This is a genomic window from Mucilaginibacter pallidiroseus (genome assembly GCF_007846085.1).
In the GTDB taxonomy this organism is placed as follows: domain Bacteria; phylum Bacteroidota; class Bacteroidia; order Sphingobacteriales; family Sphingobacteriaceae; genus Mucilaginibacter; species Mucilaginibacter pallidiroseus.
Genome location: NZ_VOEJ01000010.1, coordinates 70809 through 87449 on the forward strand (window position 1 = coordinate 70809; position 16641 = coordinate 87449).

23 protein-coding genes are annotated in these 16641 nt (G+C 42.8%); 3 read left to right on the forward strand and 20 right to left on the reverse strand.

Going from position 1 to position 16641, the window contains the following annotated elements:
• Positions 1-43: 43 nt before the first annotated feature.
• Positions 44-961: a DUF5677 domain-containing protein gene (locus FPZ43_RS17870; RefSeq protein WP_146383297.1), complete on the reverse strand. Its 918-nt coding sequence runs from the start codon at positions 959-961 to the stop codon at positions 44-46.
• Between the two features lie 155 nt (positions 962-1116).
• On the opposite strand from FPZ43_RS17870, the gene FPZ43_RS17875 reads away from it, so the two are divergent.
• Positions 1117-1380, forward strand: coding sequence for a hypothetical protein (locus FPZ43_RS17875; protein ID WP_146271966.1), 264 nt, complete (start codon positions 1117-1119; stop codon positions 1378-1380).
• A 130-nt stretch (positions 1381-1510) separates the two neighbouring features.
• Here the strand turns inward: FPZ43_RS17875 and FPZ43_RS17880 are convergent, their stop codons facing one another.
• The 8 genes from FPZ43_RS17880 to FPZ43_RS17905 form a co-directional block, all read right to left on the reverse strand.
• Positions 1511-2578, reverse strand: coding sequence for a DUF932 domain-containing protein (locus tag FPZ43_RS17880; protein WP_146271968.1), 1068 nt, complete (start codon positions 2576-2578; stop codon positions 1511-1513).
• 4 nt (positions 2579-2582) lie between these two features.
• Entirely contained in the window at positions 2583-2756 is a 174-nt protein-coding gene (locus FPZ43_RS19375) for a hypothetical protein (RefSeq protein WP_186458760.1), read from the reverse strand.
• A gap of 4 nt (positions 2757-2760) precedes the next feature.
• A complete protein-coding gene (locus FPZ43_RS19625) occupies positions 2761-2889 on the reverse strand; it encodes a hypothetical protein (protein ID WP_261381133.1) in 129 nt (42 codons plus the stop codon).
• A 63-nt stretch (positions 2890-2952) separates the two neighbouring features.
• Entirely contained in the window at positions 2953-3570 is a 618-nt protein-coding gene (locus FPZ43_RS17885; RefSeq protein ID WP_146271970.1) for a hypothetical protein, read from the reverse strand.
• A 542-nt stretch (positions 3571-4112) separates the two neighbouring features.
• Complete coding sequence (locus tag FPZ43_RS17890; protein WP_146271972.1) at positions 4113-4985, reverse strand: hypothetical protein; 873 nt, start codon at positions 4983-4985, stop codon at positions 4113-4115.
• Positions 4986-5004: 19 nt separating this feature from the next.
• Positions 5005-5505: a GNAT family N-acetyltransferase gene (locus FPZ43_RS17895; RefSeq protein ID WP_146383298.1), complete on the reverse strand. Its 501-nt coding sequence runs from the start codon at positions 5503-5505 to the stop codon at positions 5005-5007.
• On the reverse strand, positions 5505-5804 hold the full coding sequence (locus tag FPZ43_RS17900; RefSeq protein ID WP_146271976.1) for a type II toxin-antitoxin system TacA family antitoxin: 300 nt from the start codon (positions 5802-5804) through the stop codon (positions 5505-5507). Before FPZ43_RS17900 ends, FPZ43_RS17895 begins: the two co-directional genes overlap by 1 nt.
• 429 nt (positions 5805-6233) lie before the next feature.
• Positions 6234-7709 (reverse strand): HEPN domain-containing protein, encoded by a 1476-nt coding sequence (locus FPZ43_RS17905; RefSeq protein ID WP_186461889.1) that lies wholly within the window; start codon positions 7707-7709, stop codon positions 6234-6236.
• A 179-nt stretch (positions 7710-7888) separates the two neighbouring features.
• Between FPZ43_RS17905 and FPZ43_RS17910 the strand changes: the two genes are divergently transcribed.
• Both FPZ43_RS17910 and FPZ43_RS17915 read left to right on the forward strand, forming a co-directional pair.
• The gene (locus tag FPZ43_RS17910) at positions 7889-8317 is read left to right on the forward strand and encodes a helix-turn-helix transcriptional regulator (RefSeq protein WP_146271980.1); all 429 of its coding nucleotides are present in this window, start codon (positions 7889-7891) and stop codon (positions 8315-8317) included.
• A 43-nt stretch (positions 8318-8360) separates the two neighbouring features.
• Complete coding sequence (locus tag FPZ43_RS17915) at positions 8361-8597, forward strand: hypothetical protein (protein ID WP_146271982.1); 237 nt, start codon at positions 8361-8363, stop codon at positions 8595-8597.
• Here the strand turns inward: FPZ43_RS17915 and FPZ43_RS17920 are convergent.
• The 11 genes from FPZ43_RS17920 to FPZ43_RS17970 all read right to left on the reverse strand — a co-directional run bounded on the left by FPZ43_RS17920 (position 8575) and on the right by FPZ43_RS17970 (position 16638).
• Entirely contained in the window at positions 8575-9060 is a 486-nt protein-coding gene (locus tag FPZ43_RS17920; protein ID WP_146383300.1) for a hypothetical protein, read from the reverse strand. The genes FPZ43_RS17915 and FPZ43_RS17920 overlap by 23 nt on opposite strands.
• A 56-nt stretch (positions 9061-9116) precedes the next feature.
• On the reverse strand, positions 9117-9887 hold the full coding sequence (locus FPZ43_RS17925) for a hypothetical protein (protein WP_146383301.1): 771 nt from the start codon (positions 9885-9887) through the stop codon (positions 9117-9119).
• A gap of 35 nt (positions 9888-9922) precedes the next feature.
• Positions 9923-10741, reverse strand: coding sequence for a DUF4138 domain-containing protein (locus FPZ43_RS17930; protein WP_146383302.1), 819 nt, complete (start codon positions 10739-10741; stop codon positions 9923-9925).
• A gap of 9 nt (positions 10742-10750) precedes the next feature.
• Positions 10751-11995: a conjugative transposon protein TraM gene (gene traM, locus FPZ43_RS17935; RefSeq protein WP_146383303.1), complete on the reverse strand. Its 1245-nt coding sequence runs from the start codon at positions 11993-11995 to the stop codon at positions 10751-10753.
• A complete protein-coding gene (locus tag FPZ43_RS17940; protein WP_146383304.1) occupies positions 11980-12336 on the reverse strand; it encodes a hypothetical protein in 357 nt (118 codons plus the stop codon). The genes traM and FPZ43_RS17940 overlap by 16 nt, the downstream gene beginning before the upstream one ends.
• 5 nt (positions 12337-12341) lie before the next feature.
• Positions 12342-12956 carry a conjugative transposon protein TraK gene (gene traK / locus FPZ43_RS17945; RefSeq protein WP_146383305.1) on the reverse strand — a complete coding sequence of 205 codons (615 nt, stop codon included), beginning with the start codon at positions 12954-12956 and terminating at the stop codon, positions 12342-12344.
• 23 nt (positions 12957-12979) lie between these two features.
• On the reverse strand, positions 12980-14182 hold the full coding sequence (gene traJ / locus FPZ43_RS17950; protein WP_146383306.1) for a conjugative transposon protein TraJ: 1203 nt from the start codon (positions 14180-14182) through the stop codon (positions 12980-12982).
• Positions 14183-14192: 10 nt separating this feature from the next.
• A complete protein-coding gene (locus FPZ43_RS17955) occupies positions 14193-14789 on the reverse strand; it encodes a TerB family tellurite resistance protein (protein ID WP_186461892.1) in 597 nt (198 codons plus the stop codon).
• A 61-nt stretch (positions 14790-14850) separates the two neighbouring features.
• The gene (locus FPZ43_RS17960) at positions 14851-15543 is read right to left on the reverse strand and encodes a hypothetical protein (protein WP_146383308.1); all 693 of its coding nucleotides are present in this window, start codon (positions 15541-15543) and stop codon (positions 14851-14853) included.
• Complete coding sequence (locus tag FPZ43_RS17965; RefSeq protein WP_261381134.1) at positions 15530-16210, reverse strand: conjugal transfer protein TraI; 681 nt, start codon at positions 16208-16210, stop codon at positions 15530-15532. The genes FPZ43_RS17960 and FPZ43_RS17965 overlap by 14 nt, the downstream gene beginning before the upstream one ends.
• A 59-nt stretch (positions 16211-16269) precedes the next feature.
• Positions 16270-16638: a hypothetical protein gene (locus FPZ43_RS17970; RefSeq protein ID WP_146383310.1), complete on the reverse strand. Its 369-nt coding sequence runs from the start codon at positions 16636-16638 to the stop codon at positions 16270-16272.
• Positions 16639-16641 lie beyond the last annotated feature (3 nt).

Consider the following 16641-nt stretch of genomic DNA (forward strand, 5'->3'; position numbering starts at 1 on the left):
CAATTGCTTTCTTTTTCTCTTTTTTCTTTTAAAATTTTCTGCCCTACATATTTAGTTTACCAAAAACCCTTTTGATTTCAGGGTCGTTGGCCACATCTCTATCAGGGTTTTGCTTAGCCAATTCCGTAAGAAAATTTATAAATAAGTTGCTTGGCCGTTTCATATTCAATTCCTTAAATGTGACGAGTTCAGGATAGAATGCGTCAGCAAGCAGAATTTTTTTGATTTGCTTAAATTCCTTTAAAATATCTTCTTTAAACTTCATCTGCTTTTTAAAGGAATCACAGAATTCTAATAATAAATACGCAGCGTAAAATTTATTGAATTGATCATAGTATTTATGGAAATTGTGGGTAGAGAAGACTGTGGGTCCGTCTTTTTTATACCAACCCATTCGTAAAAGTATGTTCGGACTAAAATGAACCATCCGGGAAGTTGCATGATATAAGAAATCATACAGATGTTTTAATTGTGCATCTATGGCCATGTGCTCTACACTTGGGAACAGCCTTTCTTTATTCAAACCATTATTCTTCATAAGATTTTTCAGTTCAGCCTCACGGGTCTCAATTAATGTGTCTAAATCTTTAAATAAGGGGAATTGCTGAAAGGGAACCGCCTTATCCAGAAAAGATTTTTGAGCAAGCATCGAATGAAGCAAGAGGTAAAACATATAGCTCTCAATTAGCTGTTCTTTATCATAGGAAAAGTTCTTACCGATAAACTTTAGGGTGATCAGATCTTCACATAAGCCACGAAGAAAAGGCGAGTGAAAAAAACTGTTCTTAGCAGACCTGTTTTTATATAGAAACAAATTAAACTCCAACGCCTTGGCAAATGAAGCTATAAGCACAGATTGGTAAACATTGGTCTTCAAGTCAAGGGAAGGGACAGAATTATAATTCTTAAAATGCTTCTGAATAATCAGTAAATGGTTTTTTATTAACGTGTTGTCATTCATAGCTCAGCGGTTAAAGGTTGCATAAAAATAATAAAAGTCCCACAGCACTCGCTGCGTGGGACTTTCAACCTAAACCTTATCACAATTAGCCGTAAGTTCGGCTAAGATTGTGGCAAGCTAACAAAAAATCCGATCTTAGCGTAAAACCTATACGTATGGCTCCAACAATATACTCAGTCTTCTATCATTCTCCAGACGGCTTTCTTGTATGCCGTACGGACTTTGATAATCTTGAAGAAGCAGAAAACTTCCTGCAAACTAAGCTCTTCATTTTCGACGGTGCTGAATTCCACTTTATGTTGAAAGATGGAAGATTTCTGGTTAAGGGTGAGCCCAGGGAGCGAACAGAGAAATTTTATGCGGAGTCCATGCGGTATGCCGTAGAAATTCCTGCAAAGGAGATCAACAAATCATCATAAATCCCCGCCCCCTGTTTTCACCATAATCATCAACAATCAGGAAACAGGGGGCGTCCTCAAACGGGCGGGCGATAGCCCGCCGTCCGGCAATTTTTAAAAACAAGGGGGATCGCTCCCCCTTACCCTTCACTTAGTTGTAATTTAAAGCTTCACCGCCATGAGTTGCAAATTCCTTGCACAAATTAAATGCAACCTGCGCCCTTTGTTTAGCCGTGCCGTCCATGATGGACTTAAATTTTGCTTCGTCGTTTTTGAAGCTGCGTACGTTTTGAAAGTAACCAGTCACGGCATTGTACGCGCCAAACACTGTTCCTGCGGTCGTCTCGATCTGCTGGGTCGGGCTGCCTAAAGCATACTCATAAACGCTGTCTACCATATTCGTGTAATGGGTAGAAAGCTGGTCCAATTTGCCTACGGCCAAGTTTTCTACTACTTCCTTGTTGGGTGCCATAGCGATCTGTATCAGCTTTTTCAGTTCCCTGTCAGTAATGCGGACTTTTGCCCACTGGTTAAACAAGCCTTCCATTTCGTGGCTTAATTCTCTACTTATACCCATAAGCGTATGCGCTTGCTTCAACCGCTCAGCTGCGGAGGCGGTATGCCGTATCTTAATTGCTCCTGAATGATTACGCATGGCTGCATTAAGCGTGTTGTTACATACAATCCTGATTGGCGTAAATGCTGCCGTTATACTACCTAAACCGTCGTGCGAAGTGGTTAGAAACAAATACTGCTCTATCCAGTCCTTAACGCCAACACGAATATAGTCGGGTAACTTGGCGGTAATAAAAACCCGTTCGCCGTTGCCTAATGCACCTGCCGTTTCATAAAGGATGCCCTCGCCACCGCCGACAATCGCGTCAAAAAACGAAAACGCATCACGGTTTTGCACGACTTCATAGTCATTGCCGACTACGCCTAAAACCTGCTCCGTGTCTGCCCGTACGGTAGCAAAGAAATTAGGTACTTCTACTTCGGGTATCAAAATATCGTCGCTGCCCTCACCCAAATGGTTGGCAGTATCATAAGTAAACAAAGGGCGTTTTTCTACGATATAGTCCAAACCTGCATGCTGTATTGCTTCGCTGCTGGTCGGGTAGCGGTCAATGATCTGCCCTAGACCGTGCCAGGCCTTTTCCTTTACACTCATAAAACTGTGTTTGCCTGTTTTTTGATTGAAATTGATCTGATGTGCCATAGCTTTAATTTTTAGGAGTTCGTGTATTCATGGGTATGATCTCGGTACGCAGCACCTGTACATTGTCGGTGCTGGTAATTGCAACGTCGCTGTTTTGCAGTTCTGCAATAGCGTCGTGTATGTTAGGGTGCGTGGTTTGTATGGCCACTTTCACCAGTATGAAAATTTTGTCTTCCATCGCCTTAATATTGATAGGTGTTCAAAAAGTCGCTGAATTCCATTTGAAACTGTGCGGGGTTCTCCTGCGCCAGCTGCTCGGCGTAACCTTCCCAAAATAGCTGGTCGGTCAGTTCTATAAATTGCTCGTACATGGGAGTTGCTGTTTTGATGAAACTTAAAATTGCCCCCAGCTAAAAGCCGGGAGCAATACCTGTTCAGGCGTTCGGAAAGACAATGTTAGCCTCGATATCGGCCAGTTTTTCGTGGCAAGCATCAAAAATAAATTGCGCTACCATGCGGATCAGGTTCGGCGTATTGGTCACGAATTCACGGCGTTTATCATCCTGAATAATGAGTTTGCAGCCTTGGTACGGGTTGCTTTCCAGTTCGTCGTTCTCTTCCTGTAGTTGCACTTCAAAATCTTCTAAGGTCTTGATACGTGCTATCAGGGCTAAACGCTGGATAGATAAGCGGTGCAGATCGTTTACTGATTTTAAGGTTTGTTCTAAATTCAGCGCAAACTTTTTAGCTTCAAACTTTACTTCCTCGGACTTAACGGGTTCGGCCTGTGCATCGGCTTTCACTTCTTCGGTGGCAGGTAAGTTTGCAGGCTTAACGGGTTGGTGATCCACTGTAGCGGTGCTATCGGTCTTAACCTCGGCAGGCGCACCTTCTGTAACCTGCGAGCCCTGGGCGGGTTTTTCATCGGTTGTGTTTCCATCTTGTTTAGCTTCTTTGCCGGTGAGGCTCGGGCGGTTTTGAGTTCTGTTCGCTTCGTTTGCTTTTGCTGCTGCACCTTGTACACCGTTCGCATTTTTTTCTGCTGTTTTCATCTTAAAAGATTTTAAAGGGTTAAAAAATTTGTTTTTCATTTCCCTCTTTTCCCGAAGACTTCCCTTAAAAAGCTATTTTTCCAAAAGAAAAAACGGTAAAAAAGAAAGTCAAAAGAGCGGTCGTGAGCCAGAGCGGGAGAACTATAAGTCCCGGAGGGTGGCCGAAGCAAAGCGGAGGACATTATGCGTTCGTTCGTGAAGGCTGACCGAGATTGACGCCGCTTTTGTCCGTTTTCGTTGGAAAATAGCAGCTAAAAGAAGTCCCTTAAATCGAATCAGCAAGGGCAGGAATGCAGGCAAGCGAAGCTTTTCCCGGCGAAGCGTAACGGAGCGGGTAAACGAGTGAAGTCCGGAATGATGTGCTTGCAGAACTTAGCCTGTCAAAACATATTAGCGGATGCTTTTGCAGCGCAGCAAAAATGCAGGAGCGGAATTTTAAGCAATGGAGATTGGAGGAGTGAACCTGTCAGGGATTGCAACGGCATCCTTTTCATGGAAAAGATATAGTGAAAAGCCTGGCCGAAGGGACAGCCAACAAGCTTTCAATTGAGTGCGTTTTGAAGCAATTGATAAGTAAAGCTGCCGTCCTCGGTTTTAGCTATCTCTATCTGATTTAGAAATTTCATCATCTCTAAATAGCCTTGGTTACACAACTCCAATTGTTCTTTTAGGTAAGGCAGCCAGTATGTGCGTTCCCGATCTAACGCAACCATAGCCTGGTCATCCTCGCGATGCGCGTTTAAAAACTTCATGACATAATTACTATCATAACCAGCATGGTGCACGAAGAACTTTCGGTGTTTGTTAAACTGAGGATATATGTTTTCTTGAAAATTCCATAGCCATTGATAATGCGCTGAAGCTTCCAGTTGCGGAAAATGAGCATGTATATACTGTAATGGCGAATGAAAGTAAATTTGGCCGCGTTTCTCGATCAGCAGTTCTGGAAAAAAGCTGGTAATATAGTCAGCGATACGCTGCCAAAATTTATATAAGGATTCAAATGCAACCGGTAGCTCCCTGTTGAAACGGGCATCTTCCAGTTTCTGATCATAATGATAAAACTTCTTCCCATCTATATAACTATACGAGTGCTCAAACACGGTGATATATGGTGTATATAGATAAAGCGTTCCTAGCCGGTATTTCAGATCAGCAGTTGCGGAAAATAATTCCATCTGCATTTGATTCGGGTTTTTCACTTCACGATCCAAATGCAAGTGGTCATAGACTTCAATTTGCCGGTCATATAAACCGGACTTTGCAGCCATCACTACAGCGTCGGTGTTGATAGCAATAACATTTTCGCCCTGATAGGTATAATTATTGTCTGTCAAGCACTGGAGATCATGCGCTCTGTATAAACTGAATAATTCCTCATTATACGCTTGTATAATGTCTCGCTGTTTACTCATAAAAAATCCAATACCAGGTTTACTCTGCAAACAGCGCAGCTATGGTCTGCATGGTCAGAAACATTTTGCCTGAGTCCAGTTTAACAAAATCATATTTTAAATAAAAGGCTTCCGCTTCTGCGTCAAGCGGATCAACGATCACAGCCATTGCCCCGACGTGAGTTAAAGAGACATTATAACATTTCTTTAACGCATCAATTAAAAGGTATTCTCCAAGGCGTTGCCCTTTATAGTTTTGATCCAATGCCAGCCTTCCTAATAATATCGCAGGGAGGTTATGGTAAGAAGGCGGCATTTTCTTCTGCACTTGTTCCGGCACCAGCTCGCGTGGTATGCTCGTACTTGATAGCGTATAGTAGCCGATGATGCGGTCGCCATCCAGCATGACAGACACCGTACTCAAACGTCGTTTGATGTCCTGGCTTGCCTGTTTGTGCAAGTAATTATCCAGCATTTCCTTGCCGCAGGTAAACTCTTTTTTATTAAGTCCTGAATGCAGCGGTTCAATAGGATAATTCATTAAACTTCCGTTGACTGATTATTGAATTCACGGTAGCGCTCAGCAGCCTGCTGTAAGCGTTTGCCTGGCTTCGGCGGATTCATGATCGCCTCGAAAAAAACATTCTTGTCCCTTTCTGTAGCCAAAACTGCTTCGTGCTGTTCCACAATAAATTTTGCCTTTTCCTGAACAGTAGACACCACAAAATCGGTAAGCGTACGGTAACCGCCCAATTTAGCTGCCCGTTCAAATAATGATTTTTGGTCTGTTGTCAGTTTGGTATCGAACCTTGTCTTATCAGCTTTGATCACTCGTTCCATAATATTGCCTTTCTAAACAAATATACGGAAAAATTCCGTACAAAATAAAAACTTGCAATAATCAATCCAGTGCTAATTAACATTCGACGATTCAGCTGTTAACGAGAAGGTGGCTGCTTCTGTATCTTAGTGGTACGGGTGCTTTCAAGTCGTAAGGCTTGTTTTCGCATATCTTTCGAGAAAAAATTTAGGTCAACTGGTTCTAATCTTCATAGCTAACCGGTTCATATCTGCAAATGACACGTTGTAATTCATTGTTACATCTATTATAGCAAACAAGATAATTAATTAATACACATTAGCTATACATTGATAGTGCAGTGATGTAAATTGATCAAGCAGCGTCCTTGCCATCTAATCTCAGGAAACGTCATTGCATATCATAGCAGCAAGCAGGGCGGCCTGAGAAACTCAAGCCGCCTGCCGCTACTACTGGCCGGTACTTAGTGGAGCGGATTTTTCTTTAATAAACTGCTGATAAATTTGCTCAATCTTAGCTATCAGCAGTTCAACTTTATCTTTTAAGCGCTTTACAGATTTTTCATCGGGATTAAACTGGCTTTTATATCGTGCTTCCGAATATCCTGATTGCAGCAAACTAAATAGCTGAACGCCTTCCGTCGTGTCTAACTGCAAAACCCGCTTAATTTCTTCGGTAAACAACAACGTTATCCTGATCTTTCTCGACAAATTATGCACAGATAAGCGGTAACCTAATACAGCCCTAATAATAGCAATCAAACTGCTTTCAGCAGCCTGGTGAAGGGAAAAAAGAGCTAGAGAAAAATTGTTGTCTTCAATGTAGCGAAGAGCGCCTTTCATGAACGCTTTGCCTTGAACACCCCATCTGTTCCAGTCGTGCTCGGCTCTTTCCAGCCACACACTATTATCAATGGAATGCGCACCTGTTAGCTCAACATCAGGAGCTTTATAAACATTAATACTTTTAAAGAGTGTGTTGTGCCAAAAACGCTTATCGTTTGCCAACGCATCTTTGGCACTGGCCAGTTTATGTACAAAGGTAAAAACGGATGCCAGGTGACGACAGCCATCCTCAATTTTGTTGGCAATCTCGTGTTCAGGCGTTTTCTCCTTGTCGTCTATCAGTATTAATAAGTGATACGTAAATGGATTGGGATGTGTACCCATCAGGTAGATCATGCGAACTGATGGTATACGCTCAACAATCAGGTTCTTTACTTCCTCAACACCTGACTTTTCAGCTTGATTTAATACCGGATCAAGGTCTTTTAATGGTGCTATTTTATCATTAATGCTTTCTGTTTCCGACGCATTCCGCTTTCTGCCCCAACCTTTATGCGTAATCGTTTCTTCCGTCTCACGCTGGTGGATGAGCCATGCTGCGGAATAAAGTTTACGTATATTATCATATACATCAATGATCTCCCCAGCAATGAGTGTTTCGTCAGCAGCACTTTTATACAGCGCGCTGTGCAGCCATTCGTGCAAGTAGTCGCGGTAATCCTGCGGGCTGATCTTTTTGAAACATTTCTTTATTGCCTTATAGGGGTTAGCCAGTTCCTTCGCGGGAAGATTCTTTGGAAAATATACCCAGTCCTTTTTTTCCTGTTCGATCTGCTTTTCGGTCACGTCCTGCAAGCGTGGCCACCTGTCGAAGTTTTTGAGTAGTAATAAATGCAAGGCTTCGATCAGCTTAACGGTCTGGTCATAAATGAACAATATGTGTCCGGGGCCATGCCGGTCTTTGTAAAACTTGTCATTTAATACATAGTACCGCCATTCTTTCAGATCTTCCCGGTGATCCTTCGGCCATCCCGAACTGAAAAAATCAATGACTACTTTCAAAGGGTTCATGATCTCGCTAAAGCGCAGATGTTTGGGGTACTGTTCCCAGGGTGCAATGTTGCCTAAATACATGGTCATGATCGTAATGCCGCATTGTTGCCAGCAAGACAAAAAACCGGATGAGGCCATTTCTAACCTATTCTACAGCTTTCTAACCAAGTCGCAAGACAGCATAATTTATGCTTGTTTAAGTGCCTAAAAACAGGTAACTTGAAACTTCAAAAATTTCTACATTTGCTTAAACAACCCTTTTCAGCATGAGCTCAACTACCGATTCGATAAAAAACATTCACCAAGGCCGAAATGTGAAGCGGTTTCGCGAAATGCTTGGTTTAAAGCAGGAGGCATTAGCATTAGCCTTAGGGGATGATTGGAGCCAAAAAAGAGTGTCCTTATTGGAGGCTAAAGAATTGATTGAGGAAGATCTACTCGCCCAGGTAGCTGCCATACTTAAAGTTCCGGTTGAAGCCATCAAAAACTTAGATGAAGATAAAGCTGTTAATATCATAGCTAACACTTTCACCGACTTTAAAGATAATGCTTCAGCAATTAATAACAATTGCGCGCTCAATTTCAACCCAATTGAAAAATGGCTTGAGGTAATCGAAGAAAATAAAAAGCTTTATGAGCGCTTATTAGCAAGCGAACAGGAAAAGGTAGAAATACTTAAGGGCAAAATTGAATGATAACATTATGACAGCACAGCAAGTCAAACCTTACCGCGAAAGAATGTTCAGTCTCGTAGCCGACCCTGAATTAAAGGCCATGGAAATCAGGTATGAACCCTATCTCGATCTTCACGCTATCGAAGACGTATTAGAAGGCTGTGATATTGTGCAAGCAGGTCCGGGAGAACTTATTACAGGAAAGCTTATATGGAAAGAGGGTTACGACCTCCCTTTGGAACTGAAGCGTGACATCATCAATTTATACAATAAGCATTTTATTGACCAGGAGGCGAATTAAGGTCGAACAATGTTCGCCAGTTATCTTCTACAGGTCTTTCAACTTTTGCAAAAAGCCTGTCATCCCATAAGTGCAGTTCTTCGTTAATGAAGCGATAAAGTTTCCTGATACCGACTTCATTACTGGTGAAAACATGGGTAATGCCCATTTTTTCCAAATAGTCATCCCAAAAGCCGTCTGAACTAAGGGGTTCAATATATACGTCATCATCAATATCCTGGTCGAAGGCAAAGCGAAATCCGGAAACCTGCGGCTGATCATTACGGTCGTTAGGATCATTCAGAATGGTTGTTAGTCGAAAATGCATGGCAGGGTAATGTCCAACACTGTACATGATCTCCGTTTTCTGCAATGTGCGGGCATTTAGTTCTAACACGCCATAAGTAAGCATTTCAATCAGTTTCAGCCACTGCTCGTCTGATACGTTTAATAACACGTTTTGGGCCTCATCTAATGTTTTCATGGAATCGCACTTAAAGTTAAGTAGCAACAGGCCAAAGAGGCCTGTTGCCTAATTTGTTAAACACTCATTTTGCTCTTACGCGACTGCTTTTTTTTTGGCGATTCCTCCTGCGACTGTGAAGGAGATTTTAAGTTTTTCGCCGTTTTCGTACCGGTTCCTAACAGTTCTTCGCGTTTGATCTTTTTCATCTGATGGTCAAACAGGTCCACAGTTTTAAACTGCGGGTTCGCTGCGATAAAATATTTTTTATTACCGTCCGCATGAGCGACAGTGATTTGCTGAGCATTGCCTTTTTTCAAAGATCGAAACAGATCGTCTTTTAATTTAGGGTCTTCCAACTCCTTTATACCTTTGCCTGCGATCACTTTTTCTATGTCATACCCATAGTTTTCGTGGTAGTGCTTGATCTTTTTGTTGCCGCTGTCTGTTAAATTCTGGTCATCCAGCGTAAGCCAGGCCTGATACTTCTGATTTTCAAGATTGGTGAGCTGCTTATGTACAGAACGTCCCTCCATTAAGTTGAAAGCCTCTTTAGCGGTCACACCATTACCTTTGTTGATGTAAAAGGTTTGGCTGACATCTTTTTCAGGATCGTTTTCATGGCGGATGTTCGCATCATATTTGTTAAAAAAATACATATCCTGATTATCACCTGCCTTAAAGTGCAGCGTGTAATCAACTGTTTTCTGATTGAACTCGTGGCTTAAGCCTAACTTGAATTCCGGCGTTTTTGCTTCGATCTCCCGGTCAAGTTCGGCATTTAGTTTTTCCCCAAAGCCTAAGTTCAAAAGGCTCTTTTTTAAGAATTCTGCATTTTGTGTATTCATGACTGAATGAATTAAATGAATAAATGGATGAATTATCAATTAGCTGCCAGCGTTTGTGGCGTGTACCTTGGTGCAGGAAGTACCTTGATATCGTCTAAGTCGTCTTGTTTAATTTGCAGGTAGAGATGCCGGTTACCTGATCGTTCATAGACTTCAACGAACAGCGCCTCGTCATTGGAAAGAGAAAAACGCTTAAAGGCGAATACTTTGGCGACTTCCTGATCTTTTGATATGACTGTGCGGCTGCGAAAGGTGCTATAGAGTGGTACGATCTCCTGTTCGTGCGTCGCCGTCCGGTCTACCGTTTTACGGTCACGGATATAAAAACGTACAAAATCGATCCCATAAGGCAGATTCGAACGGTTTCGAAGGTCCAATCGGAGATAGATGCGACCGGCAGCAAGAGATATTTTATTGATCCATGCTTTTACACCGCCAGTTTTTTCATGCGTGGCAATATCAGCGCGCTTGCCTGAAGCTAATTGCTGCGCAATGACTTGTTCTTCCCGTTCGGGACGGTTGTTAGGCACTGATCCTGCAAATACAGTTCCATAAGCTATACGGCGACCGGCTCTTCCATAAGAATAGGCGACAGGAATTCTATAGATTCTTTTGGTAGCTTCCTCCTGAATACTTAATGTTTGGGGTCGAATATGGGCGGACAACGCTTTGATCGTTACAATACCGTTACCTTTATCAATAACCACAAAATCACTATTCGGGTTATTGATGATTTTTACTGTTGCAGGGAAGAACAATGCAGTAGCTTTGTCCCGACTTATATAAGCCGTATCCTGTGCAAATGATTGTTTTACCGCCAGCACAAGAATTAATAACATTTTGAACGTTTTCATAACACCTCCTTAGTTATCACGATCATTATTGTCTTTCAGCAAAACCTCGTAACCTGCTTTGACTTTGATCTTGATCTGTTTTACTTTCTTTCCAAATAGTCCTTTGGCTGCCTCTATACCGGCACCAGCGGCTTGTGCGCCTAATGACTGGTCCATCGTCATGAGCTGCATTGAACTTACCGCGTTGCTCACACCGTTCTTTGCTGCATCCCGGCTGATGGAACCCGGAACATATAAGCCTTCCAGACCATCTAAATCATATACCGTCAGTGCTACAGGCAGTATGTTATTCAGATAGCGGATGCTTGATATTTTGATATCCAGACGTTCGTTATTTAAAGCGCAAGTGCCATAAACAAAGCTGCCTTTCGGTATCATTTTGCCTTTTACATAAATGCCGTCGACCAAACGCAGCTTGACGACCGCTCCGCTGACCAGCGTTTGGTCCTCGTGAATAACCGCCTGAATGGTGTTACCTTCCGCATTCGGGCGGTCAGCTGATCGGTTACTGGCATAACTTACAGTTGAACCATCGCCGTAGTCATCACCGTCATCATTTGCGGCAGTTACTGCATAAACCCGATTGCGGTTCTTCAATGATCTGGCACGCAGCACCTGGTCTGCGTTTCCCGGATTTTGGATATCATTGATCTGCTGGAGCATCCGGCTCAGCTGCTTCATTTCCGGGTCTTCTCCACTGCCGCTGTTCATCGCCGCCATCATCATTTGTAGTCTCTTGACTTCTGTACCTGTATTCACCTGCGGTTCATATCCGCTTGTTTGTACAGGCGTAGAAGGTTGATTGAGCTGGCGATCGATCTGGGCTAACTTGGCCTGGATCTTAGCTTCGTTAGGATCGCTTGTGGTCAGGTTTGCTGACAAGGAGGAAGAGGATCCTGCTGCGCTTTCTGTCGCCGACTGTTCGCCGAAACCCATAGCGCTAATGAAGTTTTTACTTACTCCTTCAGTTTCAGTGGTTCTTGCATTTGAATCCTTCAGGGTAGTTTGATAAACACCCATTTTATCCTGATCGGATTCATTTTTAAACTGTGCCTGGGGTAAGGTAGTGTTTAAACCCTTCACGGTTGCCTGATCACTACCAGGGTAGTTACTATTTCGTCCGCCACCTAATGCCCAAAAGGCCATTGTCAGAAAAGGAAAGATCAGAACAGGGATCATGATTAAGAATTTGCGCTCCTTCAGAAATTCAGGAGCGTGTACGGGCATATTGCCTTTTTTTAGTGTTGCTTCCATGGTTTAATGATTTTATTTGAAGAATCTGTTAATGATATATCCACGTTTTCGGGCCTATTGATATCGGATGCCATGCCGATATGGGTTGCAGGCTTGTAGGTTTGGTGTATAGCTGGAATAGGATAAGTGCCTGCAAATAGTCCCGCGATCAACACAACTGCTGCTAACAATCCAAAGAAGATAAACAGGAATTTCTGCTTGCGGACGCTGTAAGCATTGAACTGCTTTGAACATCCTGCTGCCAATCTTGCCTGAGCATTTAGGATCAGCTTGGATAGATATTTTGCTATTTGATCAGTCATAGCATGTGAATGACTTTTATGATTGCTGGCTGTTTTCATGATGGTCAGTGTTGAATTGTCGTATCGCGGTTTGCAACAGTTTCCCAATGCTGAATCAGGAAACCATGTGGGTTATTGTCAGATCTTGACACATTGCGCAGATAACCTTGCGTGATCAGACTGCGGTTGACCGTAGAAGTAGCCCTGATCAGTTTCTGCGTCGCAAAACATTTAAAGTAATACGGATACTGATCAACATCCAATTGTATACTGTCCACTACGACCTGCTGGCTGATGTTACCGGAAATCAAATTGTTGTAATAACTTTTTTCCTTGAGGTCGTTATACTGATTACGGGCACTTTCGTCAGCCAGGTATAATGCTTTCCCAATATTGGCGTTGATCACCTTTTCGTCAGGGTCGAGGGTAAAAAAGTAATGATGAAACATTTTGATATGATCTCTTGCCTCAACGGGTATGTTGTCCTTTCTGTCTGCGGCAAAAGCTTCCAGCGCCTTACCATTGGCTAAAATGTAAATGTGCCTGCTGGCCAGATCTGCGGCCTGATAACTCTTATAAAGTGCAAAGCAGGAAATGCTTGTACAGGCTGCTATCAGAAAATAACTGAATAGCTTTACATGCCGAAAGGCGGTCTCGATATTTTTAAGATGGGTAAACATAGCATTCGGTATTTGAGTGAAATTTATTGACCAGTTATTCTGGCTGCCTGATTATTAGATGGCTGCGATTTATTTTCCTGACCGGCACTGTTCCAGCCAGTCATAAAGTCTCCCGGCGCATTACTTAGATTCACTGCGCCGTTCACCATTCGTTCGCCGGTGTGGGAGCCAGCGGCCATCGTCGTATTGGAACTACTAATCACCAGCGCATTCACCTTCTGCAAAAGCCCATGCCCGCCACCCGCATTGACGATATAATTAGCGACACTTGGTACAGTGAAATAACCAATGATCCCGATGATCAGAAAGACGAGGTAAGCGGTATCTGTCGAACTGAAGAAGGTGTCACCGGCAGATTGAACCTGAGAAATATCGAGCTTTAGCATGTTTTCCTGGACTTTGCCAATGATTGCGCCGAATATGTTGGCTACGGGCAACCACAGAAAAACGTTTATATACTTTGCCAGCCAAACCGTGAGTGTACTTTGAAAGCCATCAAATACGGCCAGGCCAAAAACAATTGGCCCTAGTATGGCCAGGATGATCAGGTAGAAGGTTCGTATCGTATTAATACATAGTGCCGCAGCTTGATAGAGTACCTGTAATACCTCGGACATCCATTGCTTCACCGTATTCCGAAAGTTATAGGATGCTTTCGCCATCGCAAACTTCATGTCGTTACCTACGCTAGCTAAAACCCCTTCGTTGACACCGGTAGGATCGTCAGGGTGAGTATATTTATACCACTTATCCCGGTCGCCGTCTCCATCGGTCCCCACATACATTTGCCAGGTGTCGGTTTTTTCAACGGCTTCCTGTTTGGCTTTAAGTAAAGCCGCTATCGCAGCATCTGAATTCTGCACCATGCCGCCAGTAGCATTAACGGTTGGCTGCATAATACCATTAATAATCGCGATGACCGTGGGAAACAATAAGATCGCCAGTCCAAGGGCAAATGGCCGCATTAGCGGGTAAAAATCGATGGGCTCTGCTGATGCGATCTGCCGCCAGACCCGGCTTCCGATGTACCACAGCGCACCAAAGCCTGCGATGGCACGGCCCACACCGATCAAATCGCTGCACATGGGAAGCATGTCATTATAGACATTATTCAATGTACCCTGCAAACCTTCGATATTTTCTGCAAGCCCCACGGCGTGGGAAAGTAAAGGGAAAAAGATCCCCGTCACCGCAATTAATGCGGTTAAAAAAACTGTCTTTTTCATAAAAACTGATTTAGTGATCTATACCGTAAAGCTTTTTTAAGCTGATTGCATCCCCGGTCTCCTTCGTTCGTTGAAGGCTAAGCAAAATGCCATTGCGGTTGAAGTATCTAAGAAACTGAAGTTTATCGGTTGAACTTGCATATATGCGGTCAATCGCCCTGATCCGCTCGTCATCCGACATTCTTAATTTAGAGGCTGTCAATATGTTGGTCAGTTCGTTGATATTATCCAGGCTCTGCTTGACCAGTTGGCTGTAGACTTTACCCATGTAATCCAGTTCGCCACCAGAAAATGAGCCGCTTTGTCTGAACTTGGAATAAGCTTTTTTGTATTCACTGAGCAAACTCGCCTGCTGGGACATGATCTCGGCAACTCTGCCATAATTCTTGACAGCCGGATTAATTTGTAATAAGCCGTTCAAATACACATCGTGTAAATTAAAGTTCCCCTGCGATAATGACGAGATCGTGCTGTAACCCTTTTGATAGATTTGATAACCGGTTTTCATATCGGTCAGAATGCTTTTAAGCTGCGTTAGCTTCTCTATGTTCAGCAACAGCTGCTGTAATTCTTGTCCCTGTGCTTTAGCTAAATGAACCTGCACCATAAAGGAGATAAGAATGCCAAACGACCATATTACTTTGATGCGCCTTTTCATATTTTGATGATTATCGTATGCCAAATATGTACTTGCTGTAGCTTAAGTTTTTCGTCTCTTGTTGCTTTTGAACACCGTATAATTTTACCCGCCCGGAAAAGTCCGCAGCAAACCGATAGTTGCTTTGCATAGTCAGATGAATGGAATTTAACCTGCTGATCCGCTCATCATCGCTCATTTCCAATTTTCCATTAGTCAGCAGCACTTGCAGGGCTGATATCTGTTCGTCACAATCCGATAGAAGGGCACCTTTTACTTTACCTACGTACCGCTTTTCGTTTACGGATAGATAGCTGACTTTATCCAATTCACTGATAGACCGTAAAATATCCCTCTGCCAGGTTATTATATCATTTATTTGCGGGTCGTTCTTTACAGCCGGATTGACCGCTTTCAATTTGTCGTAATAAGTGGAATGCAAGTTAAATTCCTCTTTCAGCGATCCAGTGATATAGCCCAGGCCACCATTCGCGATCTTGTAGCCCTGTTTTAAATAGCCGGAGTAAACCTGCAATGCTGCTATCTGCTGTAGCAAATATTTTTTTTGCGTTTTCTTCTGTGAGAACCATTCGGCGAATGTTTGCGCATGAGCGTCAGAAACCAACATCGTTGCCGCCGCGGTCATGATTGCGTAACCCAGCAACGCTTTGCTTTTTCGGCCGATCAGATCTGCACAATGCTTAATCTTATTAATTGATTCCATATAAAGCTTTTATTGATTTCGTATCAGCAAAATCCCTGCTCCGTTGCAGGCAGATTCTCAGATTCTGATTATTAAATTGCTGCAAGTCATTATAGTTGATGTCCAGCTGGTCGCTGGCGTGGTTGATCAGTTCGAGTCTTTCGGCATCGGTCATTTGAGTTTTAAAACCATTGATGACTAATAATATCTGATCAAGATTTTGAACACTCGCATCGAGGATGCCACTATAAACTTTTTGCATATAAGAAATCTCATCAGGTCTGAAGTGATTATCTTTCTGAAACAATCCCCAGGCTCTCTTATATTGCCCCACAAGGGCTGCCTGTTTCAAGGTGACCTCTTTTATTCGTTGGTAATAGGCAATGGTAGATTTGATCTTCCACAATTCAGTATAATAGCCGCTATATAGTTGCTTTTGATCTTCTGTCCACCCGGAGATCTCAGTTAATTTTATTTTAGAAAGTTTATTCTCCAATACCTTTTGGGCGTTTTGCAGCCAAATGGTTTTGTTCTGCATCCGTTGCACTTTGAGATCTATGGCTTTGATCACCTTCTTTACCGTCAGCTTTATGACTTCACCCACAACGAACTGCGCATGAACTTTAGGAGCTGATAGCATCATTAAAGCAGCAATAGTTATCGCCGGCATTACCTTAAAATTTTTCATAAAAAGTCCCCCTTACCCTCATTTCTATGAGAGTTCACTTTTAATTAAAACGAGATTGATTACTTGATTTTTAGGTACTCTGTGCCCTTTAAGCTCAAAGATTTCCCATCTTCACTAAAGGTAATTTGTCTGCCTAATTCTGTTTCAGACAGAACCATCTTGTCCTTATTCCATTGGGCTGACCATCTTTCAGATTTAAATTCTTTTGCCATAATTGAACCGTTTCTAATTTTTTGAAACCCGGTTTTCCGCTCAATCTCGTAGCTTAGTTCTGATTTTTTGGAAAGGATAAGAGTGTCAAAAGCAATACTGTATTCGCTTTGAGCTTTGTTTACGTAACTGCCTGAAAAATCACTATTTGTTTGACTGTTACCACAGCCTGCGAATAGGAAACTTATTGCAAGAAAATAAATGATCGACGCTTTCATAAT